The sequence below is a fragment of the Vibrio sp. J502 genome (assembly GCF_025397955.1).
Lineage (GTDB): Bacteria > Pseudomonadota > Gammaproteobacteria > Enterobacterales > Vibrionaceae > Vibrio > Vibrio anguillarum.
In genome coordinates, this window is sequence record NZ_CP104555.1 from 821,988 (window position 1) to 846,538 (window position 24,551).

At 43.9% G+C, this 24,551-nt stretch carries 23 protein-coding genes and 3 pseudogenes; 14 read left to right on the plus strand and 12 right to left on the minus strand.

Annotation, left to right across the window (positions count from 1 at the left end):
- Nucleotides 1-111: 111 nt before the first annotated feature.
- The 4 genes and pseudogenes from N5E84_RS19490 to N5E84_RS19505 form a co-directional block, all read right to left on the minus strand.
- Nucleotides 112-1,644, minus strand: a complete 1,533-nt coding sequence (locus N5E84_RS19490) for an IS66-like element ISVa9 family transposase (RefSeq protein WP_069212063.1) — start codon at nt 1,642-1,644, stop codon at nt 112-114.
- A 59-nt stretch (nt 1,645-1,703) separates the two neighbouring features.
- Nucleotides 1,704-2,057: an IS66 family insertion sequence element accessory protein TnpB gene (gene tnpB, locus N5E84_RS19495; protein WP_069212062.1), complete on the minus strand. Its 354-nt coding sequence runs from the start codon at nt 2,055-2,057 to the stop codon at nt 1,704-1,706.
- A complete protein-coding gene (tnpA, locus tag N5E84_RS19500) occupies nt 2,054-2,374 on the minus strand; it encodes an IS66 family insertion sequence element accessory protein TnpA (RefSeq protein WP_081245520.1) in 321 nt (106 codons plus the stop codon). Before tnpA (N5E84_RS19500) ends, tnpB (N5E84_RS19495) begins: the two co-directional genes overlap by 4 nt.
- Nucleotides 2,375-2,453: 79 nt before the next feature.
- A pseudogene (locus N5E84_RS19505) lies at nt 2,454-3,328 on the minus strand (IS3-like element ISVch4 family transposase); the annotation flags it as partial.
- Between the two features lie 543 nt (nt 3,329-3,871).
- Between N5E84_RS19505 and nrdD (N5E84_RS19510) the strand changes: the two are divergent.
- The 5 genes from nrdD (N5E84_RS19510) to N5E84_RS19530 all read left to right on the plus strand — a co-directional run bounded on the left by nrdD (N5E84_RS19510) (nt 3,872) and on the right by N5E84_RS19530 (nt 9,739).
- Nucleotides 3,872-4,951 carry an anaerobic ribonucleoside-triphosphate reductase gene (nrdD, locus tag N5E84_RS19510; protein ID WP_081245477.1) on the plus strand — a complete coding sequence of 360 codons (1,080 nt, stop codon included), beginning with the start codon at nt 3,872-3,874 and terminating at the stop codon, nt 4,949-4,951.
- 27 nt (nt 4,952-4,978) lie between these two features.
- Nucleotides 4,979-7,117, plus strand: a complete 2,139-nt coding sequence (gene nrdD, locus N5E84_RS19515) for an anaerobic ribonucleoside-triphosphate reductase (RefSeq protein WP_019282045.1) — start codon at nt 4,979-4,981, stop codon at nt 7,115-7,117.
- A 6-nt stretch (nt 7,118-7,123) separates the two neighbouring features.
- Nucleotides 7,124-7,591, plus strand: coding sequence for an anaerobic ribonucleoside-triphosphate reductase-activating protein (gene nrdG / locus N5E84_RS19520; protein ID WP_019282044.1), 468 nt, complete (start codon nt 7,124-7,126; stop codon nt 7,589-7,591).
- A gap of 625 nt (nt 7,592-8,216) precedes the next feature.
- Complete coding sequence (locus tag N5E84_RS19525; RefSeq protein WP_069212150.1) at nt 8,217-8,564, plus strand: hypothetical protein; 348 nt, start codon at nt 8,217-8,219, stop codon at nt 8,562-8,564.
- 24 nt (nt 8,565-8,588) lie between these two features.
- Nucleotides 8,589-9,739, plus strand: a protein-coding gene (locus N5E84_RS19530; protein ID WP_095661212.1) for an IS3 family transposase whose coding sequence is annotated in 2 segments (ribosomal slippage) — nt 8,589-8,832 and nt 8,832-9,739 — 1,152 coding nt in all. Because the reading frame shifts where the segments join, the coding sequence is not laid out codon by codon here.
- A gap of 379 nt (nt 9,740-10,118) precedes the next feature.
- On the opposite strand, the pseudogene N5E84_RS19535 reads toward N5E84_RS19530, so the two are convergent.
- Nucleotides 10,119-10,328: pseudogene (locus tag N5E84_RS19535) on the minus strand (integrase core domain-containing protein); the annotation flags it as partial.
- A 78-nt stretch (nt 10,329-10,406) separates the two neighbouring features.
- On the opposite strand from N5E84_RS19535, the gene tnpA (N5E84_RS19540) reads away from it, so the two are divergent.
- From tnpA (N5E84_RS19540) to N5E84_RS19565, 6 genes are read left to right on the plus strand one after another with little or no spacing between them, the layout of a single operon-like run.
- Nucleotides 10,407-10,727, plus strand: coding sequence for an IS66 family insertion sequence element accessory protein TnpA (gene tnpA, locus N5E84_RS19540; protein WP_095661309.1), 321 nt, complete (start codon nt 10,407-10,409; stop codon nt 10,725-10,727).
- The gene (gene tnpB, locus N5E84_RS19545; RefSeq protein WP_019283195.1) at nt 10,724-11,077 is read left to right on the plus strand and encodes an IS66 family insertion sequence element accessory protein TnpB; all 354 of its coding nucleotides are present in this window, start codon (nt 10,724-10,726) and stop codon (nt 11,075-11,077) included. The genes tnpA (N5E84_RS19540) and tnpB (N5E84_RS19545) overlap by 4 nt, the downstream gene beginning before the upstream one ends.
- A gap of 59 nt (nt 11,078-11,136) precedes the next feature.
- Nucleotides 11,137-12,669, plus strand: coding sequence for an IS66-like element ISVa11 family transposase (locus N5E84_RS19550; RefSeq protein WP_069211897.1), 1,533 nt, complete (start codon nt 11,137-11,139; stop codon nt 12,667-12,669).
- A complete protein-coding gene (tnpA, locus tag N5E84_RS19555; RefSeq protein WP_232513673.1) occupies nt 12,638-13,003 on the plus strand; it encodes an IS66 family insertion sequence element accessory protein TnpA in 366 nt (121 codons plus the stop codon). The genes N5E84_RS19550 and tnpA (N5E84_RS19555) overlap by 32 nt, the downstream gene beginning before the upstream one ends.
- On the plus strand, nt 13,000-13,353 hold the full coding sequence (gene tnpB, locus N5E84_RS19560; RefSeq protein ID WP_069212062.1) for an IS66 family insertion sequence element accessory protein TnpB: 354 nt from the start codon (nt 13,000-13,002) through the stop codon (nt 13,351-13,353). Before tnpA (N5E84_RS19555) ends, tnpB (N5E84_RS19560) begins: the two co-directional genes overlap by 4 nt.
- A gap of 59 nt (nt 13,354-13,412) precedes the next feature.
- Complete coding sequence (locus N5E84_RS19565) at nt 13,413-14,945, plus strand: IS66-like element ISVa9 family transposase (RefSeq protein ID WP_069212063.1); 1,533 nt, start codon at nt 13,413-13,415, stop codon at nt 14,943-14,945.
- Between the two features lie 163 nt (nt 14,946-15,108).
- On the opposite strand, the gene N5E84_RS19570 is transcribed toward N5E84_RS19565, so the two are convergent.
- The 3 genes from N5E84_RS19570 to N5E84_RS19585 all read right to left on the minus strand — a co-directional run bounded on the left by N5E84_RS19570 (nt 15,109) and on the right by N5E84_RS19585 (nt 16,768).
- Nucleotides 15,109-15,579: a hypothetical protein gene (locus N5E84_RS19570; protein ID WP_127170334.1), complete on the minus strand. Its 471-nt coding sequence runs from the start codon at nt 15,577-15,579 to the stop codon at nt 15,109-15,111.
- Complete coding sequence (locus N5E84_RS19575; protein WP_157731315.1) at nt 15,536-15,709, minus strand: hypothetical protein; 174 nt, start codon at nt 15,707-15,709, stop codon at nt 15,536-15,538. The genes N5E84_RS19570 and N5E84_RS19575 overlap by 44 nt, the downstream gene beginning before the upstream one ends.
- A 783-nt stretch (nt 15,710-16,492) precedes the next feature.
- Entirely contained in the window at nt 16,493-16,768 is a 276-nt protein-coding gene (locus N5E84_RS19585; protein WP_019283461.1) for a putative quinol monooxygenase, read from the minus strand.
- A gap of 236 nt (nt 16,769-17,004) precedes the next feature.
- Here N5E84_RS19585 and N5E84_RS19590 point away from each other — a divergent pair, with 236 nt between their 5' ends.
- Together N5E84_RS19590 and N5E84_RS19600 are read left to right on the plus strand one after the other, a co-directional pair.
- Complete coding sequence (locus tag N5E84_RS19590) at nt 17,005-17,973, plus strand: IS30 family transposase (RefSeq protein WP_081245536.1); 969 nt, start codon at nt 17,005-17,007, stop codon at nt 17,971-17,973.
- Nucleotides 17,974-19,675: 1,702 nt separating this feature from the next.
- A complete protein-coding gene (locus N5E84_RS19600; protein WP_019282910.1) occupies nt 19,676-20,647 on the plus strand; it encodes an IS110 family transposase in 972 nt (323 codons plus the stop codon).
- Between the two features lie 7 nt (nt 20,648-20,654).
- Here N5E84_RS19600 and N5E84_RS19605 read toward each other — a convergent pair.
- A pseudogene (locus tag N5E84_RS19605) lies at nt 20,655-20,834 on the minus strand (GNAT family N-acetyltransferase); the annotation flags it as partial.
- 92 nt (nt 20,835-20,926) lie between these two features.
- On the opposite strand from N5E84_RS19605, the gene N5E84_RS19610 reads away from it, so the two are divergent.
- Entirely contained in the window at nt 20,927-21,895 is a 969-nt protein-coding gene (locus N5E84_RS19610; RefSeq protein ID WP_095661356.1) for an IS30 family transposase, read from the plus strand.
- Between the two features lie 290 nt (nt 21,896-22,185).
- Here the strand turns inward: N5E84_RS19610 and N5E84_RS19615 are convergent, their stop codons facing one another.
- The 3 genes from N5E84_RS19615 to N5E84_RS19625 form a co-directional block, all read right to left on the minus strand.
- A complete protein-coding gene (locus N5E84_RS19615) occupies nt 22,186-22,449 on the minus strand; it encodes a Txe/YoeB family addiction module toxin (protein ID WP_009836584.1) in 264 nt (87 codons plus the stop codon).
- Entirely contained in the window at nt 22,442-22,696 is a 255-nt protein-coding gene (locus tag N5E84_RS19620; RefSeq protein WP_019283323.1) for a type II toxin-antitoxin system Phd/YefM family antitoxin, read from the minus strand. The genes N5E84_RS19615 and N5E84_RS19620 overlap by 8 nt, the downstream gene beginning before the upstream one ends.
- Nucleotides 22,697-22,997: 301 nt before the next feature.
- Complete coding sequence (locus N5E84_RS19625) at nt 22,998-24,530, minus strand: IS66-like element ISVa9 family transposase (protein ID WP_069212063.1); 1,533 nt, start codon at nt 24,528-24,530, stop codon at nt 22,998-23,000.
- Nucleotides 24,531-24,551 lie beyond the last annotated feature (21 nt).

Sequence of the window (24,551 nt, forward strand, 5' to 3'; positions counted from 1 at the left end):
CCTCTTGAGCCGTTTGTTAGGCCAACCAATTGACACCGAGACTTTCAAAACCAGAGAACGAGCTTTTTTGTAAACTTGAAACGTATGCGCCCCATGATCCCACGGGGCGTTTTAATTTGAATGTGAGAAGTTCCAGGGAAGCAGTGAGTTGATATCAGGCTCAGACTTTGCCAGCTCTTTCATACATTTGACCATGTAATCGTAGAGTATCAGTCCGTTCGCTTTCGCCGTCTCGATGATGCTATACAGCAAAGCACTCGCATCAGCACCAAGCGGATTCGTCGAGAATAACCAATTTTTTCTGCCAATGACCAGCGATTTGATTGCGCGTTCCGCTCGGTTGTTGTCGATAGATAAATGCCCATCTTCAACATAGCGTATCAGCTTAGGCCACTGACCCAAGGTGTACTTGATGGCTTTACCAAGAGGACTCGATTCGATGACTTTCTGCGTGGTTAACCAGTCATAGATGTCATCCAACATCGGTTTAGCCTGCGCTTGTCTTTCTGCCCAACGCTCTTCGACCGAAGCCAGTTTTAATCGAGATTCAAGTGCGTACAACTTTTGGATTTTGGCTAACGCCACATCCGCTTTACCTGTTTTACCTTTGCCCTGAAGCTTCTTCGCTTCCATGAACTTACGACGTGCATGAGCGAAGCAACCGACATTGGTGACGTTGGTTAATCCATCATAAGCCGCGTAACCATCACTTTGCAGATAGCCTGAGTAATCACCCAAGAAGTTCACGGGGCACACTCTCGCGCGACTGTTTTGATAGTCGAACAAGACGATATTTTTCATGTCAGGGAGTTTAGCTTCAGGGGAGTCGGCTCCCGAGCAGTACAACCACATATAACATTGCTTGTCTTCCTTGAGCACATTGAGCGGCGTTTCATCGGCCTGAACCACCACTTGTTCGAGTAAGTGAGTCTTCAGTGCCTGATAAAGCGGTTTGAACTTTTCACTAACCTGGATTACCCACCTGGCCATGGTCGTTCTCGATAACTCGATACCTGATTGGGTGAACAAGGTTTCCTGACGATACAGCGGAAGCGCATACTGATATTTGCCTAAAATAATGTTGGCAAGCAGACTTTCGGTAGCGAAGCTTTTGGGGATGATACTTATCGGTGCGGGTTGTTGGTGAATGTGGCTTTTTTCAGCCTCTTGTTCACACTGACGACAGGCGTATTTCGGGCGAACATATTCCAACACTTTTAGGACGGCGGGCGTGAACTCAAGCTTTTCACTGCGGTCTTCGCCGATTTTATGCAAAATGTGTTGGCAGCATGAGCACTGTTTGTCGTGCTCATCTAGGTCAAGCTCGATAATTTCACGTGGCAAGTCTTTAGGAAGCGGTTGACGTTTACCACGACGTTTGATTGTCGTCGTGGTGATAACCTCATCTTCCGATTTCGCCGCTTCACATTCCGCCTCATTAAAGAGGTCACCCTGTGCTTCGTTATACGGCTTTAACGCTTCCGAGCGTTTGGCGAATTGACGGTCAAGGGCCAGTTTAAACTGCTCAATTAAGGATTGGCGCTCTTGTTGCCACTCTTTTTTCTCCGACATCAACGCTTTCACCATAGCTTGAAGCTCGGCGATGTCTTGGCTTTCTGGGTTAATATCGGGCGTCTTTTTCATGGCATTGATTATATTAAAAACACCACGTCAAGGCTTGGTATAACTCACTTTTATCGGGTTCAACTCATTGTAAAGTTGTCTATTTTTATCGGTTTATGGCCGATTATCGTGAAGCCAGATAACAGTCTGTCTAGGTCAAATTGAGTCAGGGTGTATACCTGCTTTTTCTCTTGAGTGGGCCATTTGAATTTGGCTTTTTCCAACCGTTTATACCACAGAGCGAAGCCCGTTTTATCCCAGTACAAGACTTTGACTTTATCGCGTTGTTTATTGGTAAACAGGAACAGCGCACCGCTTCCGAGCGGTAAATCGGTTTCAGATTCAATAATCGCCGCCAGACCATTAATGGACTTTCTAAAATCCACGAACTCCCGATACAGGTAAACATTAGGGGCACTCAGCATTCTCTTCATGACAGTGCTCCGATTAACTCTGCCAGATACGAGGCAGGTGTTCCCTGGGGGATGCTGAGTTCAACGTCATTAATCAATAGTGTCATGTTGGCAATCGGTGTTTGAGTCATCTGGTAGCGTGTCGTTTTTTCAACGACTTCAGCTTTAACGAATCCACTGCTCTTAGGTTGCTCTATGAACTTTAGTTGCTGTCGCTTGGCATGGAAGGTTGAAAGGCTCAGCCCATTTTGTTCACAGAACACGCGTTGAGACAGATGACTGGATTCGTATTGATCGAATAGGGTATGCCATTCTTGATGAGAGAGTCTTTTTGCCATTTCAAATCTCCTTGAGGTTGGAGATTTGATCTTATGGCGTGCCGAGATTGATTAGAATGTGGGGTTTATGACGCGCTTACCCTTGATCGCTATGGAACATAACACCTTTAGGCTTACCACGAGACTCATAGGCCATCGAAAGAGCTTTGCCTGTTAGCCTAGAATCCGGTGATAAAGACATCGACCAACCGATCACTTTGCGGGCAAAAAGATCGATAACGACCGCTAAATACATCCACCGATTACCTGTCCAAATATACGTAACATCACCAGCCCAGACCTCATTTGGGGCGGTAACCGCAAACTGACGACCTAAGTGATTTGGAACGTCAATATGTTCTTGTGAAGCTTTTCTGTAACGATGCTTTGGTTCTTGACAGCTCACTAAACCAAGAGTTCTCATTAGCTTTGTTGCTCGGTATCGGCTCAGCTTTACACCCTGATTTGTGACTATATCTGCAATGGTTCTCGCTCCCGCAGAGCCATTGCTTGCGGCGTAAGCCTCGCTAATCAAGCTGCGCAGCTTTATTGTTTCCGCATTAATTAACGCTGGGCGTTTAAGCCAATAGTTATAACTACTTCGATGAACATTGAAGACTTCGCATAATATTTTTACGCTGTGGCTCTGCTTGAGTTTCTTGATTATCAAGAATTGTTCAGTGAGTCCGACATCAAGAGAGCCGTGGCTTTTTTTAGTATTTCATTATGCTCTTCAAGGCGCGCCAGCTTCTTTTTCAATTCCCGAATTTCTATTTGCTCAGGGGTCATAGGTGAAGCTTTCGGTGTTTTCCCTTGGCGTTCTTCTCTAAGCTGGCGAACCCATTTATCCATCGTGGACTTGCCCACATTCATGGCTTGGGCTGCTTCAGTCACTGAGTAATTTTGGTCTAAGACTAGCTGCGCTGCTTCTAACTTAAATTCTGCGCTAAATAGTCGTCTTGTATGTTTTGTCATAATGTCACCTGTTAACTTATGAGGTGATGATATCACCTCTAACTAAGTGACCAAATTCACTATACCACTACAATTCCAAGAAAAGTATGGACGATGTTTTTTGGCAACGAAATGACCTCGATTAATCATGAAATAGTGTGCTGGAATTCGACATTCCATGTCGCTAATGTGAGACTTTGTGCCCAAGTCGCGAAAGAGGGGATAAAGAGTATTGCTGCCGCTAATCGACATACACATTTTGATTTTAACATCGCAACACCTCACTGATCGAATCCGAAGGCTTAGCCTATCAGGCTCGGTGAAATTTCAAGAGGAAAAATCAAAAATTTGCAATTTTCATCGTTTCTTTTCTAAGTGAGATCTACTACTCCAAGATCGCATTGATCTTGTTCAATGCTCGGTTTTTATTGATCCAAATCAATACCCTGAGTTGGGAGTTTTCGTTAAATGCACCACAATATATTGTGTCAGTCGGATAATGAACTGCTCTATATAGTGTATTTATGGGTAACTCTGTGAGTATGCTAGGGGTAAGGAGAAATGGTGAAACCTATCGTAATCAAACGTGACGGATCGAGAGCCCCGTTCAACCGTGATCGCATTCAATCTGCCGTGGAAAGTGCAGCTGAACATATTGATAAAGAGATCGCTATTTACGCACTTAATGTGGCGTTGGTGGTAGAACTGAAGCTCAAAGATTACGATGAAGTCCATATCGCCGAGATTCAAACCTTAGTAGAGAACGAGCTAATGCAAGGGCCCTATAAAGCATTAGCTCGTTCATACATCGAGTACCGACACGATCGTGATATCGCGCGTGAAAAGCAAAGTGCCTTGACGCAAGAGATTGAAGGCCTTATCGAAGAAAGTAATGCCGATCTGCTCAATGAAAATGCGAATAAAGACGGCAAAGTTATCCCAACGCAACGTGACTTACTGGCTGGTATTGTGGCGAAACACTACGCTAAAACCCGAATTTTACCGCGTGATATTGTGCAAGCGCATGAAGAGGGTGATATCCACTATCATGACTTGGATTACGCTCCCTTTTTCCCAATGTTTAACTGCATGCTGATTGATTTAAAAGGCATGCTCACTCATGGTTTTAAGATGGGTAATGCGGAAATTGATACGCCAAAATCAATTTCAACCGCCACCGCAGTGACCGCGCAAATTATCGCTCAGGTTGCGAGCCATATTTACGGCGGCACCACCATCAACCGTATCGATGAAGTGCTTGAACCTTATGTGACAGCCAGTTACGACAAACATTTAGAAATAGCAAAAGAGTGGGATATTCATCATCCCGAAGCCTTTGCTATATCTCGTACAGAAAAAGAGTGCTACGACGCATTCCAGTCACTTGAATATGAAGTCAACACTTTGCATACCGCGAATGGGCATTATGTAGTAAAGCACTTTATGAATTTTTTATGTGTGTGTGCGTGCTGTTTCTCTCGGTTTGATTTTTCACTGGTAATTAAGGCCTATAAACAAATAACTTTAATGGGAATGCAGAAATCATTTCACCTAGCTGAACTAGCTGTTTTTTCGCGAGAGTACTCTCGTAAGTTTTGGGAAGAGCAAAACTTTAAAAAACAAGCTTTTCAAAATGCAGCTTAAAAACAAAAACGATAAGGAGAAATGGATATGATGAAACAGCATAAATCAGTTGTTGTAGTTAAACGCGATGGTGCAAAGGCAACTTTCAATGCCAATTTAATCAAGAGTGCGGTACAAGCAGCAGCAAATAGTATTAACTCTACTAACAACAAGCTGGGCGAGATCATCTCCGCTAACGTTTGTGAGAAAATGAATGGTCTAGTAGAGATCAACATTTCTGAGATCCAAAAGCTGGTAGAAAAAGAATTGATGCACATCGATGAGGATGTTGCTCGTGCTTACATTGAGTATCGCCATGACCGTGATGTACAGCGTGAGAAAGCGAGTGCATTGAGTGCCGAAATTTCAGGATTGATAGAGCAAAGTAACGCGGACCTACTGAATGAAAATGCAAACAAAGATAGTAAGGTAATTCCTACGCAGCGTGATCTTCTGGCTGGTATTATCTCTAAACATTATGCAAAGCATCACATTTTACCCCGTGATATCGTTCAAGCACATGAGAAGGGTGAAATCCATTATCATGATCTCGATTACTCTCCTTTTTTTCCGATGTTTAACTGCATGATTGTTGACCTAGATAACATGTTAAAAAATGGTTTTCGCATGGGGAATGCAGAAATTGACACTCCTAGGTCAATTCAAACAGCCACAGCAGTTACAGCCCAAATCGTAGCGCAAGTAGCAAGCCATACCTATGGTGGAACTACATTAAACCGTCTGGATGAGGTACTAGCGCCGTACGTTACTATAAGTTATGAGAAGCATCTAGCTACTGCAAAAGAATGGGATGTACCGAATACTGAAGCATATGCACGTAAACTTACCGAGAAGGAAGTTTATGATGCATTCCAATCTCTAGAATATGAGATTAATACGCTTTTTAGTTCCAATGGGCAGACGCCATTTTTGTCTGTGAACTTTGGCTTAGGTACTAGTTGGGAATCCAAGCTGATCCAAAGGTCTATTTTTCTAAATAGAATCAAAGGATTGGGGAAAAATAAGAAGACTGCTGTTTTCCCTAAACTACTATATACGATCAAAGATGGTATTAACTTAAAAAGAGAAGATCCAAACTATGACATTAAGCAACTTGCGCTTGAGTGTGCCTCAAAACGCATGTACCCAGATATTCTTAACTATGACAAAGTTGTTGAAGTGACTGGCTCATTTAAGGCTCCTATGGGTTGTCGCAGTTTCCTCGGTCTTTATGTGGATGAGAATGGAAATGAGATTCATGAAGGACGTAACAACCTGGGCGTAGTTAGCCTAAACTTGCCACGTATTGCGATAGAAGCTAATGGTGATGAAGCTAGGTTCTATGAAATCTTGGAAGAGCGAACCGAACTTGTTCGTCGAGCACTTGAGACACGTATTGAGCGCCTTCGTGGGGTCAAAGCTCGCGTTGCACCTATTTTGTACACGGAAGGAGCACTAGGTATTCGCTTAAATCCTGATGATGAAGTCCTGGATATCTTTAAGAATGGCCGAGCGTCTATCTCAATGGGTTACATTGGTATTCACGAGACTATCAATGCACTATATGCCAAAGATGGCGAACATATCTTTGATAATGAATCTCTGCGCCAAAAAGGCACCGAGATTGTTAAATTTATGAAGAGCAAAGTTGATGGCTGGAAAGAAGAGAGTGGGTGGGGCTATAGCTTATACAGCACTCCCTCAGAAAATCTATGTACTCGATTCTGTTCACTAGATACCAAAGAATTCGGTGTATTGGTCGGAGTCACTGATAAAGGTTACTACACAAACAGTTTCCACCTTGATGTGCAAAAGAAAGTTAATCCATATGACAAGATAGATTTCGAAATGCCATACCCTGAACTTGCAAGCGGTGGTTTCATTTGTTATGGCGAGTTCCCTAATATGCAGCGTAACATCGAAGCTCTGGAGGATGTATGGGATTATAGCTACGAAAGAGTTCCATATTATGGCACTAACACGCCAATTGATGAGTGTTACGAGTGTGGCTTCTCTGGAGAGTTCACATGTACCAGCAAAGGTTTTACTTGTCCTAAATGTGGTAATCATGATCCTAAGAAGGTTTCAGTTACGCGTCGCGTGTGTGGTTACTTGGGTTCTCCTGACGCTCGACCATTTAACTCTGGTAAGCAAGAAGAAGTTCTTCGACGTGTGAAACATATGTAGGTTCAAATGAACTACCATAAATATCAGCAAGTTGATGTTGTAAATGGCGAAGGCACACGTTGCACCCTGTTTGTCGCAGGGTGTGAACACAATTGCCGAGGCTGCTACAACAAGTCAACGTTAAATCCAAATTCAGGTCATCCATTTACCAAAGAGATGGAAGATCAGATAATTGCAGACCTCAAAGATACTCGTATTAAGAGGCGTGGATTGTCACTATCTGGTGGTGACCCGCTGCATCCTGCAAATGCAAACAGTATCTACAAGTTAGTTCTAAGAGTGAAAGAGGAATGCCCTGACAAAGATATTTGGATGTGGACTGGATACACTATTGATGAGTTGTCCTCAGAGCAAAGGTCTATCATAGAGCATGTTGATGTTCTAATTGATGGTAGGTTTGAGCAAGATAAGTATGATCCTGAACTGCTATGGCGCGGAAGCTCGAATCAAATCATACATAAGTTTAATATTTAGTGCCAAAATTCTGAAATGATGTTGTAGCACTCCGACTCCAGAAAAATTAGGGGAGATATCTTAGCTTTTCTAACACCAAGATACGACAAGAGTCACTAGAAATGGCTCTATTACGCGCTAACTGCGGCCAATACTGTATGAGCGGAAGAGAACAGGGCTATTTGAATTCATCCGTCTACAAGTGGAGCCGAAGCCGCGTTTCTTATAGCAAGCATCAGTAGTGTATGCTTGTAACCTATCTAATTCAAATCTAGCTGCTCATGCAGGCACTGCTGGAAAACTTATCGCCCATTATGAGCTTGACGCCCTGATTTTTTCATAACTATTTATAATAATGTTAAGTGCTTATTCATTTTCTCATTTTTGTTGTCCTTCTTCATGTGATAAAGTTTGCACATTGTTTGTTTAAGGTGTTGTGGCGTTAAATTGCCAGAGGCTTGTCAGTTCCAATCAGGACAAACACACATTTTTGGTCGGTAAACCCCACGTTTTAGTCAATCCAATACGCGACCATTAAACCTATAAATGCAGAAAATAAATCATGTTCGATCAAGTGTATCGTTGTCCAATAGGAAGTTTCGACCCCAAGACCTGTACTTGTAGCACTTGCTATTTAGAAAATGAGATGGAAAAAAGTAAGGCGGTCTTAGAAGCAGCGAAAGCGCGTAACTTTGCTCCCACAGGAAGACTTTTTGCTAGCGTTTATGAGGTTCCAGAGCCAGTGTTAACCTGGGAAACGACACGAGAAAAAATCGAACGACAACGCAGAGAGCGTTATGCCGAAAGAGAAAAAAGCTGGGCGAATATACAAGATAATGAAGCGCGATATGCTGCTCATCAAGAGAAAGTTTTAGCAGAGCGTGAGGCTATCAAAATGAATCCCAATAATATGTATTGGCCTCCTTATAATCCGTTAGCGTCAGAAGTAAAAAAACTGATCCGCACCACCAGTTTTGGACACCTAATTAAGTGAGTACAATCACTAATGAGGTGAACCATGACAAACAAGAAAAAACGTATTCTCCATTCTGCTGAATTTAAAGCAGAAGCACTGAAGCTAGCAGAAAAGCTGGGAGTAGCTACGGCAGCGCAACATCTCTCGTTACACGAATCCCAGATCTACGGTTGGCGTAAAGCAGCCAAGAAAGATACTAGCACCAGTCAGCGGGAAAAAGATCTAGCCGCTGAAGTCGCAAAGCTCAAAAGGCAATTGGCCGAGCAAGCTGAAGAGCTAGATATCGTAAAAAAGGCCGCCACCTACTTCGCGAAAAATCTAAAGTAGATAGCTACGAATTTATGCTCGAACACCTGCTGTGCTTCAGTGCTGTCCGCATGGCTAAGGTGTTCGGGGTTTCACGAAGTGGGTTTTATTACTGGATTAAGCATCGCCACAAGGCCACTCAGCGCGAGGTAACTCGCCAAGAGCTTGATACGAAGGTCAAAAAGGCTTTTGACAACAGCAAAGGCCGTGATGGTTCAAGGCGTATCCAGAAAGAGCTGGCAGAGAACGGTGATAGCCGTAATGTTAAAACCATTGCCGCTAGTATGAAGCGTCAGGATTTAACGCCGAAAGCGGCACGTAAGTTTAGGTGCACTACGGATAGCAAACATAAAATGCCAGTTGCTCCGAACCTGCTAGCTCAGGATTTTAACGCGGAGGCTCCGAATCAAAAGTGGGCGGGAGACATCACCTATGTTGCGACAAGTGAAGGCTGGCTGTATTTGGCGGTAATTATTGACCTTTATTCAAGGCAAGTAGTCGGCTGGTCTATGGATACCAGAATGACCGCAACACTGGTCTGCGATGCATTATCAATGGCCTTGTTCCGTCGTGGGTTCCCTGAGCAGGTGATCGTTCATAGTGACCGAGGTAGTCAGTACTGCTCAAAAGATTATCGAGACATCATAACCGCTTATAATCTAAAGCAAAGTATGAGTAGGAAAGGAAACTGCTGGGATAATGCTTGTGTTGAGAGCTTCTTCCATTCAATGAAGGTTGAAGCGATCCAATATGAGCCGATCATGACGCGAGACGAGATGCGTCAAACGCTCTTTGAATACATCGAGGTTGATTATAATCGGACAAGAAGGCACAGTGCTCTTGGGTATCTAAGTCCAGTTAACTTTGAAAATAAAAATGTCGCTTAATGAAGTGTCCAGTCTGGCTGGAGCAGATCATACTGAAATGACACAGATTTCTAAACACTACTTACGGACCCACAGTACTATCGCATTGCGTTCGAATCTCATGCTTATGCCTTTTTTCGTTGTTTACACGCTTTAATTGAATCAGTACCTTATTTGCTTAACATTGCTATGCAAATTAATCTAGATTTTGAAAGTAGGCATATTGGCTGGAATACAATAAAAAAATATTCTACTAAAGAAAAATTTGGGCGTGGTCTAGATCTTGTCTCTCAGATCTGCGATTCAGATTCATATGAAGAACTATCTCACCTTGTGAATGTATCGAAACATAGAAGAATACCAAGGATAGATAGTGGTGTTTTGAGTCGAGGTGTAGTGGTCAACTAAAATTGGCCACGGTTTTAGAGTTTTCCCAATATAATCGTTCTGATTCATTGGGAGTTAGACCACCGTTATACTGATGTGGCCTGAGTTGGCAGTAATATCCGATAATGTAGCGGGTGATCTCTTGTTGAGCCTCAGCGAAGCTATGATAACCCACAGTTGGCACCCATTCCGTCTTCAAACTTCTAAAGAAGCGCTCTATCGTAAGCGCGTCATAAACCCCGCATTCTAATCACCTAGCCCGAATAATAAGATCAAACCTCCAACCCAAAGGAGATTTGAAATGGCCAAACGACGCACTAACCAAGAATGGCGAACCCTGTTCGAACACTATGAATCCAGCCAACTATCACAACGATTATTCTGTGAACGTAACGGACTGAGCCTCTCCACTTTTTACGCTAAGCGCCAACAGTTAAAGCACATCGAAAAACCGAACACGGTTGGCTTTGTTAAAGCAGAAGTCGTTGAAAAGACCACAAAGTATCAAGCCACTCACGTTGTCGTTGCCAATATGGCGCTGCTCGTCAATGATGTTGAACTGAGCATCCCACAAGGCACGCCAGCGACCTATCTCGCAGAGCTTATCGGTGCGCTGTCATGAAACGTATGCTCAGTGCTCCCGAAATCTATCTCTATCGCGAAAGCGTCGATTTTAGAAAGTCCATCAACGGCCTCGCTGCGATTATCGAAAATGACACCGACTTGCCCTTGGGCAGCGGCGCACTGTTCCTGTTCACCAACAAACAGCGCGACAAAATCAAAGTGCTGTACTGGGATAAAACAGGCTTTGCTCTTTGGTACAAGCGCCTTGAAAAAGCCAAGTACAAGTGGCCATCAAAAGAGCAAAATGAGGTGTTTACCCTAACTCAATTCGAGCTTGACAGACTGCTTTCTGGCTTCACGATTATCGGCCATAAACCCGTTAGAATAAACGATTTTACAATGACTTAAGCGATAATATAGCCATATCCACCAAGCATTAACGGCATGATTTTAGTATAATCAATGCCATGAAAAAGACGCCAAATATCAACTCAGAAAGCCAAGATGTTGCCGAGCTACAAGCGATGGTGAAAGCGCTGTTGGCGTCAGAAACCCAATTGAAACAAGAGCGTCAATCGCTGCTTGAACAGCTCAAACTTGCCTTCGACCGTCAGTTCGCTAAACGCTCGGAGGCGTTAAAGCCTTACGATGAATCTCAAGGTGATCTCTTCAACGAAGCGGAGTGTGAGGCCGCTAAGGAAGAAGAGGTTGAAGTTGTCACAACGACCATCACAAAGAAGAAACGTGGTAAACGCAAACCACTGCCAAAGACCTTGCCTCGTGAAGTTATCGAACTCGATTTAAACGACGATGAAAAGCAGTGCACTTGCTGTCAACATAACCTGCATAAAATCGGTGAAGACCGTAGCGAGAAACTTGAGTTCACGCCAGCGGTACTAAAAGTGTTGGAATATGTTCGTCCTAAATATGCTTGCCGCCAATGCGAGCAAACAGAAGACAAAAACCACGTCGTTCAAAAGCCAGCGCCGCAAAGCATTATCCCGAAGAGCTTCGCCACAGAAAGCTTGTTGGCCAATATCATCCTCGGCAAATATCAATACGCGATGCCACTTTACCGCCAAGAATCCCTGTTTACCCAGTCGGGTATCGAACTCTCACGAACCACCATGGCAAGGTGGATTATCCAAGTCAGTGAGAAGTTCGCTCCACTTTACGCGGCCTTAAAAACGCACCTACTTGAGCAAGTGGTGATTCAGGCGGATGAAACGCCGCTCAATGTCCTCAAAGAAGATAAACAGTGTTATATGTGGCTTTACTGCTCGGGCGCAGACTCGCCTGAAGCCGCCCTCCCTAATGTGAGAAATATCGTCTTGTACGACTATCAAAACAGTCGAGCTAGGGCGTGCCCTGTTGCCTTCTTGGGGGATTACAGTGGTTATCTACAAACCGATGGCTATGGTGTTTATGATGGGCTTCATCTCGTCACCAATGTCGGTTGCTTGGCGCATGCTCGGCGCAAGTTCATGGAGGCGAAAAAGCTGCAAGGCAAAGGCAAGTCAGGCAAAGCGGATAGTGCATTGGCTAAAATCCAGAAACTCTATGGAATAGAATCACGCTTAAAAGGTGCCTGTGCCGAAAAACGGAAAGCAGAGCGCCAAGAGCATGCTAAGCCGATACTGGATGAGCTTTATGAATGGATGACAACTCAGAAAGTGCTTGAGTCTAGCCCGCTGGGTAAAGCGATAAAATACACGCTCGGTCAGTGGCCGAAGCTGAGCCGCTATATCGATGACGGTCACTTATCGATAGACAATAATCGTGCTGAACGCGCAATAAAACCGCTGGTTATAGGCAGAAAGAACTGGCTCTTCTCGACCAATCCCAATGGAGCTGAAGCGAGCGCGATGCTTTACAGTATCGTCGAGACAGCGAAAGCCAACGGCCTTATCCTTTACGACTACATGGTTAAGTGCATGAAAGAGCTAGCGAAATCTGAGCCTGATATCGATGCACTCCTGCCTTGGAACTTCCAACACTAACAATATCGCCCCGTGGGATCATGGGGCGGATACTCAAGAATGGCATACCCTATTCGATCAATACGAATCCAGTCATCTGTCTCAACGCGTGTTCTGTGAACAAAATGGGCTGAGCCTTTCAACCTTCCATGCCAAGCGACAGCAACTAAAGTTCATAGAGCAACCTAAGAGCAGTGGATTCGTTAAAGCTGAAGTCGTTGAAAAAACGACACGCTACCAGATGACTCAAACACCGATTGCCAACATGACACTATTGATTAATGACGTTGAACTCAGCATCCCCCAGGGAACACCTGCCTCGTATCTGGCAGAGTTAATCGGAGCACTGTCATGAAGAGAATGCTGAGTGCCCCTAATGTTTACCTGTATCGGGAGTTCGTGGATTTTAGAAAGTCCATTAATGGTCTGGCGGCGATTATTGAATCTGAAACCGATTTACCGCTCGGAAGCGGTGCGCTGTTCCTGTTTACCAATAAACAACGCGATAAAGTCAAAGTCTTGTACTGGGATAAAACGGGCTTCGCTCTGTGGTACAAACGGCTCGAAAAAGCCAAATTCAAATGGCCCACTCAAGAGAAAAAGCAGGTCTACACCCTGACTCAATTTGACCTAGACAGACTGTTATCTGGCTTCACGATAATCGGCCATAAACCGATAAAAATAGACAACTTTACAATGAGTTGAACCCGATAAAAGTGAGTTATACCAAGCCTTGACGTGGTGTTTTTAGTATAATCAATGCCATGAAAAAGACGCCCGATATTAACCCAGAAAGCCAAGACATCGCCGAGCTTCAAGCTATGGTGAAAGCGTTGATGTCGGAGAAAAAAGAGTGGCAACAAGAGCGCCAATCCTTAATTGAGCAGTTTAAACTGGCCCTTGACCGTCAATTCGCCAAACGCTCGGAAGCGTTAAAGCCGTATAACGAAGCACAGGGTGACCTCTTTAATGAGGCGGAATGTGAAGCGGCGAAATCGGAAGATGAGGTTATCACCACGACGACAATCAAACGTCGTGGTAAACGTCAACCGCTTCCTAAAGACTTGCCACGTGAAATTATCGAGCTTGACCTAGATGAGCACGACAAACAGTGCTCATGCTGCCAACACATTTTGCATAAAATCGGCGAAGACCGCAGTGAAAAGCTTGAGTTCACGCCCGCCGTCCTAAAAGTGTTGGAATATGTTCGCCCGAAATACGCCTGTCGTCAGTGTGAACAAGAGGCTGAAAAAAGCCACATTCACCAACAACCCGCACCGATAAGTATCATCCCCAAAAGCTTCGCTACCGAAAGTCTGCTTGCCAACATTATTTTAGGCAAATATCAGTATGCGCTTCCGCTGTATCGTCAGGAAACCTTGTTCACCCAATCAGGTATCGAGTTATCGAGAACGACCATGGCCAGGTGGGTAATCCAGGTTAGTGAAAAGTTCAAACCGCTTTATCAGGCACTGAAGACTCACTTACTCGAACAAGTGGTGGTTCAGGCCGATGAAACGCCGCTCAATGTGCTCAAGGAAGACAAGCAATGTTATATGTGGTTGTACTGCTCGGGAGCCGACTCCCCTGAAGCTAAACTCCCTGACATGAAAAATATCGTCTTGTTCGACTATCAAAACAGTCGCGCGAGAGTGTGCCCCGTGAACTTCTTGGGTGATTACTCAGGCTATCTGCAAAGTGATGGTTACGCGGCTTATGATGGATTAACCAACGTCACCAATGTCGGTTGCTTCGCTCATGCACGTCGTAAGTTCATGGAAGCGAAGAAGCTTCAGGGCAAAGGTAAAACAGGTAAAGCGGATGTGGCGTTAGCCAAAATCCAAAAGTTGTACGCACTTGAATCTCGATTAAAACTGGCTTCGGTCGAAGAGCGTTGGGCAGAAAGACAAGCGCAGGCTAAACCGATGTTGGATGACATCTATGACTGGTTAACCACGCAGAAAGTCATCGAATCGAGTCCTCTTGGTAAAGCCATCAAGTACACCTTGGGTCAGTGGCCTAAGCTGATACGCTATGTTGAAGATGGGCATTTATCTATCGACAACAACCGAGCGGAACGCGCAATCAAATCGCTGGTCATTGGCAGAAAAAATTGGTTATTCTCGACGAATCCGCTTGGTGCTGATGCGAGTGCTTTGCTGTATAGCATCATCGAGACGGCGAAAGCGAACGGACTGATACTCTACGATTACATGGTCAAATGTATGAAAGAGCTGGCAAAGTCTGAGCCTGATATCAACTCACTGCTTCCCTGGAACTTCTCACATTCAAATTAAAACGCCCCGTGGGATCATGGGGCGCATACCATTAAGGTGTGAGCTACGCTACCACAAAACTAAACCATACCACCATAAACACAAAACCCAACGATGGCACCAAAAATGCCAAGCGTTGGGAATCACTCTTAAATGCTTTGTTATGTACGTTCTCGAACTGGAGTTATGAAGAATCACCCTCGTCGATTTTACCCTTTACCTCCAACCACATTTCTCTTAATGCAGCAGGATCTCTTTTAACACTAGCTGTGCCAAAGAAGTCCTCATGATCTATCATAAAACGCATATCAACAGCTTCTGTAGCAGATTCAGTATGATATTGAATTTCATCTTCGTAGAACTTAACGACAACTAATGGATCATGCTCGCCCTCGACTAAGCGTGCGTGATACAGACCTATATAGTAAGGAGCGAGTACACCCTTACTGTTAAGTTCGGACGACTTAATCATTCCGTACTCTCGGTCTTGAATTGTTTGATATACTTCAACGTGACCTTGATCGGTCCACTGTTGCAGGAGTGCGGCTATCTCGGGAACATACTTGGTTGAATCATAGCCGAAATAGTCGCTGATTTCTTGAAAGGAAGGGTTAACGAGAGCTCTTGTTATTGGTTTCTGTTCGATGTTGCTCATTACTAGCCTTAAACATGGTAAGAAGATTAGCCATTGTTTCTTCTTTAGTTTTGCCAACCACTGAAACACCTCGATGTTTATCACCGATGTCACTTGCCATTTTGAGCAGGTCTAAGTTTGGGTTAGTCATAATAATTTACCTTTGTTCCTTTAACGGATGTATCAATATTACGATACGTAGTTAATATTACTAGATAGAGCCTGAAGGATCAATTTTTTCATTCGAAACATCTAGCTTTCAAGAACCCCTTAGTTTACGCAAGTACATAACGCCCGGCTAAGGGGTTGACAACGCATAGCCGAACTCAAAAAACACACTTAAACACTGAACTGCAATTTTGCACTAAAGTCGCCACGCGTTGGCAATCCCTCTTGAGCCGTTTGTTATGCAAATTCAATGAGATAAACCAACTTTATACGACCAAAAACCACAATTGCAATAGTTGAGTGATTCAAGAACCAACCCAAGCCAGAGCGGTGATAAATAAGCCGCCAAAACAAAGCCCACCTTTCAGCAACCAACCAAGCTTTTGAATCAGGAAAACTCAACGAGCGAAAACTTCAGCAAGTACAAAATGCTCGATAAACTTGCCCTTTCCACACTTTGCGCACGCTGAATTGACAACAAACCAGCACCAAAACTGATTGAGGCAAACAAAGAACCTTGCCTGTTTTACGGCTTGAGTAAACCACGAATTTTAGGGTAAAAAAGCTCATTTGCCGACAACACAAAACGAATGGCCAGAGAAATCCCAAAAGATTGAGCCCCTAAATTTACCTGAGTTGCATAACGCCCGCTTAAGGGGCAGCCAACGCTACTACCCAGTTTCCGCATAACACCGTAATCACAAAAACCCACGCATAGTAAAAATGCCGCGCGTTGGCTGTCCCTCTTGAAGCGTTTGTTATGCGTTTACTCGAAGATTTCATAGTAACGTTCAACATTTACCGTCACTTTGCCCCAGTTAGAAGCCTTAACTCTTTTTTGATGGTGCTCGAAAGCAGCTTTATCAGTGAACTCTTCGTAAACGTCAAAACGAAGAGGATTCTCTGAATTTTCAGTGACGCTAAACGTAATACAACCAATCTCTTCTAGAGTAAGACGCTTATGGTTCACCAACTCATTTTTTACCAATTCAAGATCCGATTCAGGAACTAAAATAAAACCTTTTAATGTTACTTTTGACATGAATTCCCTCGTGACGCATAACGCCCAATTAAGTGGTGAACAACGCACTGGCCAAGCCGCTGCATTGCACCGTAAAACACTTTACTTGACGCATAGTAAAACTGCCACGCGTTGAGAATCACTCTTAAATGCTTTGTTATGCCTCTTGGATTCAAGTACGAAGTGCGACACCTCTGAACATAAAAACAGTAAGGTGCGATAATCATGAAGTTTGCTCCCGCCAAGAAGTAAAAAACATGAAATACACACACCTCACTGAGATTGAAAGGTATATGATTTCTGCGCTCAGAAAGCAAGGGATCAGTACCGCAAAAATAGCTAAACAACTGGGGCGTCACAAAGCCACTATCTATCGAGAAATTGAACGTAATTGTCGTTACAACAAGTTCTTCGATAGATACTCTTATCAACCAGAGCGAGCACAGCAAATGGCGCGCAACCGGCTTAGTCGTTCACGGCGAAATAAACGCTATACCGAACTTGACTTCAGACTACCTGAAGCATTGCTACGACTGGATTGGAGCCCTGACCAAATCGTCGGATACCTAAGAATGAGAGGCTATCCAACAATGAGCCACGAGCTCATTTATCAGCGCGTTTGGAACGATAAAACTCTCGGTGGAACGTTATGGAAACACCTACGCCAATCCACCAAGAAAAGGCGTAAAAGGTACAACTCAAAAGACAGTCGAGGACGGCTGGCAAATAAGCGTCATATTGCCGAAAGACCTGCAGACGCTGAGCATCGAAAAGAGCCTGGCCACTGGGAAATTGATACCGTCGTGGGTCGCGGAACCAAGCACTGTATCGTCACTTTAGTCGACAGAATGACTGGCTACACTTTTATCGGTCAAATGGACGATAGAACAAGCGAGTCACTCAACGTAAGAATGAGCAAAATCATGACCCGCTCTGACTTACCTTTTAAAACGATAACATCAGATAACGGCACTGAATTTCATGGTTATGCACAACTAGAAAAACATCATAACTGCCTGTTTTACTTTGCAAATCCATACCATTCATGGGAACGAGGCACTAATGAAAACACCAATGGTTTGATACGACAATACTTACCAAAACGAACCTCCATGTCACACGTGACACAGAAGCTGTGTAATGAAATTGCATATAAATTAAATACACGCCCACGCAAAAGGCTTGGGTATAGAACACCAACGGAGTATATTCATGCGCATCTGTAGAAAGTGTCGCACTTCAAACTTGATACTAAGCGAATTTCCCCATGAATTCAAAGTAAACCACCGTAGAAATGAAGAAATTTTAATAAGTTACGTGAAAAACTAATGCTTACCAAACCCTAAATTTCACAGCGATCTGAGCCAAAGGGAACCACTTGCAGGATCAACAACAAAGAAAGCGCCCTTTCAGCCATAACCAAACCTTTTGCGTCACCAGACTTTCAGTGCTGAATGTCAGCAAGCAAATCAGTCAAAAATGCATTTCAATTGAAGCGATTTGAAACCGATAAAACTCAACACAAACCAGATCCAAAACTTAATTGAGGCAACCCAAGAACCTTGAAAACGATCAATCTCAAATTGTTCAAGAATCCATTTCGACCAAGCCAACTTGCCGAAAACACGGAACGAATTCTCAATGAAATCGTAGCTTTGACCTTAAAAACTCATCAAACACATAACGCCCGGCTAAGGGGTTGACAACGCACCGCCGAACTCAAAAAAACCACTGTAAACACTGAACTTCAATTTTGCACTAAAATCGCCAAGCGTTAGCAATCCCTCTTGAGCCGTTTGTTAGGCCAACAGATTGACAACGATACTTTCAAAACCAAAGAACAAGACTTGTTTAAAAACTGAAAACCAACTAAGCGATTCATTTATAAACCAAAATCTCAAATCAGAAAAGAAACCAAAAAACTCAAATTGAGCGATTTGGAAGAAAAGTGACGAGCGTAGCATGCTCGGCGGACGTTTGGATGCCGAAGGTTATTTTGCCGATGAATTCACAGCGATAAACAACCCAACGCGATCAAGAAACAACAAATATGTGATGACGATTTATTGCTTAAGTTAAGCCACAAAACATAGAATTCACTGCTCAATTTCAACTCGATTTAGCTGATAAAAACTCACCTTGCCTAACGCCCGGCTAAGGGGTTGACAACGCACCGCCGAACTCAAAAAACCACTGTAAACACTGAACTTCAATTTTGCACTAAAGTCGCCAAGCGTTGGCAATCCCTCTTGAGCCGTTTGTTATGCAAATTCAATAAGATAAACTGACTTTACTCGATCAAAAGCCACGATTGCAATGGTTGAGTGATTCAAGAACCAACCAAGCTTTTGAATGAGACAAACTCAACAAGCAAGACTTTCAGCAGTTGTAAAACGCTCGATAAACTTGCTCTTTCCACACTTTGCGCACGCTGAATTGGCAACGAACCAGCGCTAAAATTGATTGAGGCAAACAAAGAACCTTAGCTGTTTTACGGCTTGAGTGAACCACGGATTTGAGGGTAAAAGTGCTCATTTGCCGACAACACAAAACGAATGGCCGGAGAAATCCAAAAGATTGAACCCCTAAATTTACCTGAGTTGCATAACGCCCTGTTAAGGGGTGAGCAACGCAATACCGATGCCGCCACATACCACCTTAATCACTAAAACCAACGCATAGTGAAAATGCCACGCGTTGCGAATCACTCTTAAACAGATTGTATGGATAATAACCAAGCCAAAAGGGTAAAATGAGACCCAGGCTTTAGCGGCAACTAAAGCTTTCTATGTGGTAGTTCGATTGAACGCTGGCTCCTCTGTCGAGAGACCGATAACAAACATGAACACCTCATAGGACTCCAAGCATAAACCTCGAATAGTCGACTGGGTCTCGAACCCGCATTTCGCAAGCAAGAGTTAGCTTATTATGAATACAAAAACACTTCAAAACATTAATATCGGTGTTGATACTGGCAAATCACAGCTCGATATTTACATCCGTCCACTCGATGTCTTTTTTACCGTGCCAAACAACGAAAAAGGTATCAAACAAGCCTTAACCACCATCAAAAAACACAACCCACAGCGTATCGTTATCGAAGCAACTGGGCGCCTAGAAATGCCCTTCGTGTTAGCCTGTACCGAGGCCAAATTGCCTATTGTTCGTGCCAATCCTGTTCATATCAAACGCTTTGCCGGCGCTATTGGTCGTAGAGCCAAAAATGACCGCTTAGATGCACAGCTTATTGCTCATTATGGTGAAGCAATTAAACCTGACTTGACAGTCATAAAGGCTAAAAACATACGTTTAATGAGTGACTTAGTAATTCGCCGCAATCAGCTACTCGCGATGCAAACCATGGAAAAAAATCGTATTCAAATTTTGCCTAAGTACCTACATTCGACAATCACACCCATCCTGACAGCGATAAAAAATCAAGTCTCAAAGATTGAAAATAAGCTTGTCAAACTCATCGAAGATTGCCCCGAATACCAAACTAAAAATACCCTCTTACAAAGCGTACCTGGTATCGGCAATATCGCCGCTGCGTCTATCATCAGCAATGTGCCTGAGTTAGGCTACATTACCAACAAGCAAGCAGCTTCACTCATCGGCGTCGCCCCTATTACACGTGAAAGCGGACGCTACAAAGGGAAACGAGTCATCCAAGGAGGCCGCGCACAGGTGAGAACCGTTTTGTACATGGCCATGATGTCAGCCATGCAATGTAACCCTGTTTTCAAGGACACTTACGCTCGATTACTCGAAGCTGGAAAACCAAAGAAAGTGGCGATTATCGCTTGCGTTCGCAAGATGGTGGTCATCCTAAACTCTATGCTTCGAGATGGCGTCATGTGGGACCAAAACATCGCCCAAAATAAAGGATTGACGCCATAGTCGTTTGTTATGTTTTGGGCCAATGGGTACGATTTAGACCATAAACAGCATGATCTACAACTCGGCCATTCAAATTTTCTGCGCGACTGATTATGCCCTCAAGCAAGAAACCTAAACGTTCACATACATTACGACTTGGAATATTTTCGCTTGCTGCTGATATCTGAACCTTTTCCATATCAAACTCCTTGGATTCAAGTACGAAGTGCGACACCTCTGAACATAAAAACAGTAAGGTGCGATAATCATGAAGTTTGCTCCCGCCAAGAAGTAAAAAACATGAAATACACACACCTCACTGAGATTGAAAGGTATATGATTTCTGCGCTCAGAAAGCAAGGGATCAGTACCGCAAAAATAGCTAAACAACTGGGGCGTCACAAAGCCACTATCTATCGAGAAATTGAACGTAATTGTCGTTACAACAAGTTCTTCGATAGATACTCTTATCAACCAGAGCGAGCACAGCAAATGGCGCGCAACCGGCTTAGTCGTTCACGGCGAAATAAACGCTATACCGAACTTGACTTCAGACTACCTGAAGCATTGCTACGACTGGATTGGAGCCCTGACCAAATCGTCGGATACCTAAGAATGAGAGGCTATCCAACAATGAGCCACGAGCTCATTTATCAGCACGTTTGGAACGATAAAACTCTCGGTGGAACGTTATGGAAACACCTACGCCAATCCACCAAGAAAAGGCGTAAAAGGTACAACTCAAAAGACAGTCGAGGACGGCTGGCAAATAAGCGTCATATTGCCGAAAGACCTGCAGACGCTGAGCATCGAAAAGAGCCTGGCCACTGGGAAATTGATACCGTCGTGGGTCGCGGAACCAAGCACTGTATCGTCACTTTAGTCGACAGAATGACTGGCTACACTTTTATCGGTCAAATGGACGATAGAACAAGCGAGTCACTCAACGTAAGAATGAGCAAAATCATGACCCGCTCTGACTTACCTTTTAAAACGATAACATCAGATAACGGCACTGAATTTCATGGTTATGCACAACTAGAAAAACATCATAACTGCCTGTTTTACTTTGCAAATCCATACCATTCATGGGAACGAGGCACTAATGAAAACACCAATGGTTTGATACGACAATACTTACCAAAACGAACCTCCATGTCACACGTGACACAGAAGCTGTGTAATGAAATTGCATATAAATTAAATACACGCCCACGCAAAAGGCTTGGGTATAGAACACCAACGGAGTATATTCATGCGCATCTGTAGAAAGTGTCGCACTTCAAACTTGATACTAAGAGGTGAACATTCAGATAAAACTTCACCTGAAATCGGATCGATTCTATTTGCTAGTGCTTCAACATTTTTTAACGCTGTCAAAATATCCATATACTCTCCAATTTTTCGATTGCATTTAACGCCCGGCTAAGGGGTTGACAACGCATAGCTGAACTCAAAAAATACACTGTAAACGCTGAACTTCAATTTTGCACTAAAGTCGCCACGCGTTGGCAATCCCTCTTGAGCCGTTTGTTAGCTACCTGACGATAAAGCCTAAATTAATAGTGATAACGGCAAGAAATAATCGTGATAGCACTATCATCAACCGCATAAACTAACCTATTCGCATCGTCTATTCGTCGCGACCAAAAACCAGATAAGTTTTCTTTTAGTGGCTCAGGTTTACCTATGCCCTCGAAAGGAGAACGCTTAGCATCCGTGATGAGTTTATTTATACGTTTAAGTGTTTTCTTGTCTTGCGTCTGCCAATAAACATAATCATTCCAAGATTCATCAGTCCAAGATAATAAACGACTACTCATCGATTAAATCTCTTTGGCTCGCCTTACCCGCTTTAAATTGAGCAATTGAACGATGTAAGTGCTCAGCATTTGCCGGAGAACGAAGTAAATGAACCGTTTCCATTAAGCTATTGTAATAATCCAGTGACATAACAACGGCATCTTCAGAATCACGACGTGTGATCACGGTTGTATCTGCGTCATTAACAACAGCATCCAAAACGCTCTTCAAGCTATTTCTAGCTTCTGTAAAAGATACAATTCTCATAAAACCTCCACATGTACATTTAATGAGACAAGTATATGACTAAAAAACCAACTTGTACAGCTAATGGAACATGCGAACTTGTAAGCAGCTAACGCCCGGCTAAGGGGTTGACAACGCATAGCCGAACTCAAAAAACACACGGTAAACACTGAACTTCAATTTTGTACTAAAGCCGCCACGCGTTGGCAATCCCTCTTGAGCCGTTTGTTAGGCCAACCAATTGACACCGACACTTTCACAACCAAAGAACAAGGCTTTTGTAAATTTTAAAAGTATGCGCCCCATGATCCCACGGGGCGTTTTAATTTGAATGTGAGAAGTTCCAGGGAAGCAGTGAGTTGATATCAGGCTCAGACTTTGCCAGCTCTTTCATACATTTGACCATGTAATCGTAGAGTATCAGTCCGTTCGCTTTCGCCGTCTCGATGATGCTATACAGCAAAGCACTCGCATCAGCACCAAGCGGATTCGTCGAGAATAACCAATTTTTTCTGCCAATGACCAGCGATTTGATTGCGCGTTCCGCTCGGTTGTTGTCGATAGATAAATGCCCATCTTCAACATAGCGTATCAGCTTAGGCCACTGACCCAAGGTGTACTTGATGGCTTTACCAAGAGGACTCGATTCGATGACTTTCTGCGTGGTTAACCAGTCATAGATGTCATCCAACATCGGTTTAGCCTGCGCTTGTCTTTCTGCCCAACGCTCTTCGACCGAAGCCAGTTTTAATCGAGATTCAAGTGCGTACAACTTTTGGATTTTGGCTAACGCCACATCCGCTTTACCTGTTTTACCTTTGCCCTGAAGCTTCTTCGCTTCCATGAACTTACGACGTGCATGAGCGAAGCAACCGACATTGGTGACGTTGGTTAATCCATCATAAGCCGCGTAACCATCACTTTGCAGATAGCCTGAGTAATCACCCAAGAAGTTCACGGGGCACACTCTCGCGCGACTGTTTTGATAGTCGAACAAGACGATATTTTTCATGTCAGGGAGTTTAGCTTCAGGGGAGTCGGCTCCCGAGCAGTACAACCACATATAACATTGCTTGTCTTCCTTGAGCACATTGAGCGGCGTTTCATCGGCCTGAACCACCACTTGTTCGAGTAAGTGAGTCTTCAGTGCCTGATAAAGCGGTTTGAACTTTTCACTAACCTGGATTACCCACCTGGCCATGGTCGTTCTCGATAACTCGATACCTGATTGGGTGAACAAGGTTTCCTGACGATACAGCGGAAGCGCATACTGATATTTGCCTAAAATAATGTTGGCAAGCAGACTTTCGGTAGCGAAGCTTTTGGGGATGATACTTATCGGTGCGGGTTGTTGGTGAATGTGGCTTTTTTCAGCCTCTTGTTCACACTGACGACAGGCGTATTTCGGGCGAACATATTCCAACACTTTTAGGACGGCGGGCGTGAACTCAAGCTTTTCACTGCGGTCTTCGCCGATTTTATGCAAAATGTGTTGGCAGCATGAGCACTGTTTGTCGTGCTCATCTAGGTCAAGCTCGATAATTTCACGTGGCAAGTCTTTAGGAAGCGGTTGACGTTTACCACGACGTTTGATTGTCGTCGTGGTGATAACCTCATCTTCCGATTTCGCCGCTTCACATTCCGCCTCATTAAAGAGGTCACCCTGTGCTTCGTTATACGGCTTTAACGCTTCCGAGCGTTTGGCGAATTGACGGTCAAGGGCCAGTTTAAACTGCTCAATTAAGGATTGGCGCTCTTGTTGCCACTCTTTTTTCTCCGACATCAACGCTTTCACCATAGCTTGAAGCTCGGCGATGTCTTGGCTTTCTGGGTTAATATCGGGCGTCTTTTTCATGGCATTGATTATACTAAAAAC

Bases quoted from the DNA above. Each gene is read 5' to 3' on its own strand.
- nrdD (WP_019282045.1), top strand. From the start codon at position 4,979: ATGATGAAACAGCATAAATCAGTTGTTGTAGTTAAACGCGATGGTGCA.
- tnpB (WP_069212062.1), top strand. From the start codon at position 13,000: ATGAAGAGAATGCTGAGTGCCCCTAATGTTTACCTGTATCGGGAGTTC.
- N5E84_RS19565 (WP_069212063.1), top strand. From the start codon at position 13,413: ATGAAAAAGACGCCCGATATTAACCCAGAAAGCCAAGACATCGCCGAG.
- tnpB (WP_019283195.1), top strand. From the start codon at position 10,724: ATGAAACGTATGCTCAGTGCTCCCGAAATCTATCTCTATCGCGAAAGC.
- N5E84_RS19590 (WP_081245536.1), top strand. From the start codon at position 17,005: ATGAAATACACACACCTCACTGAGATTGAAAGGTATATGATTTCTGCG.
- N5E84_RS19600 (WP_019282910.1), top strand. From the start codon at position 19,676: ATGAATACAAAAACACTTCAAAACATTAATATCGGTGTTGATACTGGC.
- nrdG (WP_019282044.1), top strand. From the start codon at position 7,124: ATGAACTACCATAAATATCAGCAAGTTGATGTTGTAAATGGCGAAGGC.
- N5E84_RS19610 (WP_095661356.1), top strand. From the start codon at position 20,927: ATGAAATACACACACCTCACTGAGATTGAAAGGTATATGATTTCTGCG.
- N5E84_RS19490 (WP_069212063.1), bottom strand. From the start codon at position 1,644: ATGAAAAAGACGCCCGATATTAACCCAGAAAGCCAAGACATCGCCGAG.
- tnpA (WP_081245520.1), bottom strand. From the start codon at position 2,374: ATGGCAAAAAGACTCTCTCATCAAGAATGGCATACCCTATTCGATCAA.
- tnpA (WP_095661309.1), top strand. From the start codon at position 10,407: ATGGCCAAACGACGCACTAACCAAGAATGGCGAACCCTGTTCGAACAC.
- N5E84_RS19550 (WP_069211897.1), top strand. From the start codon at position 11,137: ATGAAAAAGACGCCAAATATCAACTCAGAAAGCCAAGATGTTGCCGAG.
- N5E84_RS19615 (WP_009836584.1), bottom strand. From the start codon at position 22,449: ATGAGTAGTCGTTTATTATCTTGGACTGATGAATCTTGGAATGATTAT.
- N5E84_RS19570 (WP_127170334.1), bottom strand. From the start codon at position 15,579: ATGAGCAACATCGAACAGAAACCAATAACAAGAGCTCTCGTTAACCCT.
- N5E84_RS19625 (WP_069212063.1), bottom strand. From the start codon at position 24,530: ATGAAAAAGACGCCCGATATTAACCCAGAAAGCCAAGACATCGCCGAG.
- N5E84_RS19525 (WP_069212150.1), top strand. From the start codon at position 8,217: ATGGAAAAAAGTAAGGCGGTCTTAGAAGCAGCGAAAGCGCGTAACTTT.
- N5E84_RS19575 (WP_157731315.1), bottom strand. From the start codon at position 15,709: ATGACTAACCCAAACTTAGACCTGCTCAAAATGGCAAGTGACATCGGT.
- N5E84_RS19585 (WP_019283461.1), bottom strand. From the start codon at position 16,768: ATGTCAAAAGTAACATTAAAAGGTTTTATTTTAGTTCCTGAATCGGAT.
- tnpA (WP_232513673.1), top strand. From the start codon at position 12,638: ATGCACTCCTGCCTTGGAACTTCCAACACTAACAATATCGCCCCGTGG.
- tnpB (WP_069212062.1), bottom strand. From the start codon at position 2,057: ATGAAGAGAATGCTGAGTGCCCCTAATGTTTACCTGTATCGGGAGTTC.
- N5E84_RS19620 (WP_019283323.1), bottom strand. From the start codon at position 22,696: ATGAGAATTGTATCTTTTACAGAAGCTAGAAATAGCTTGAAGAGCGTT.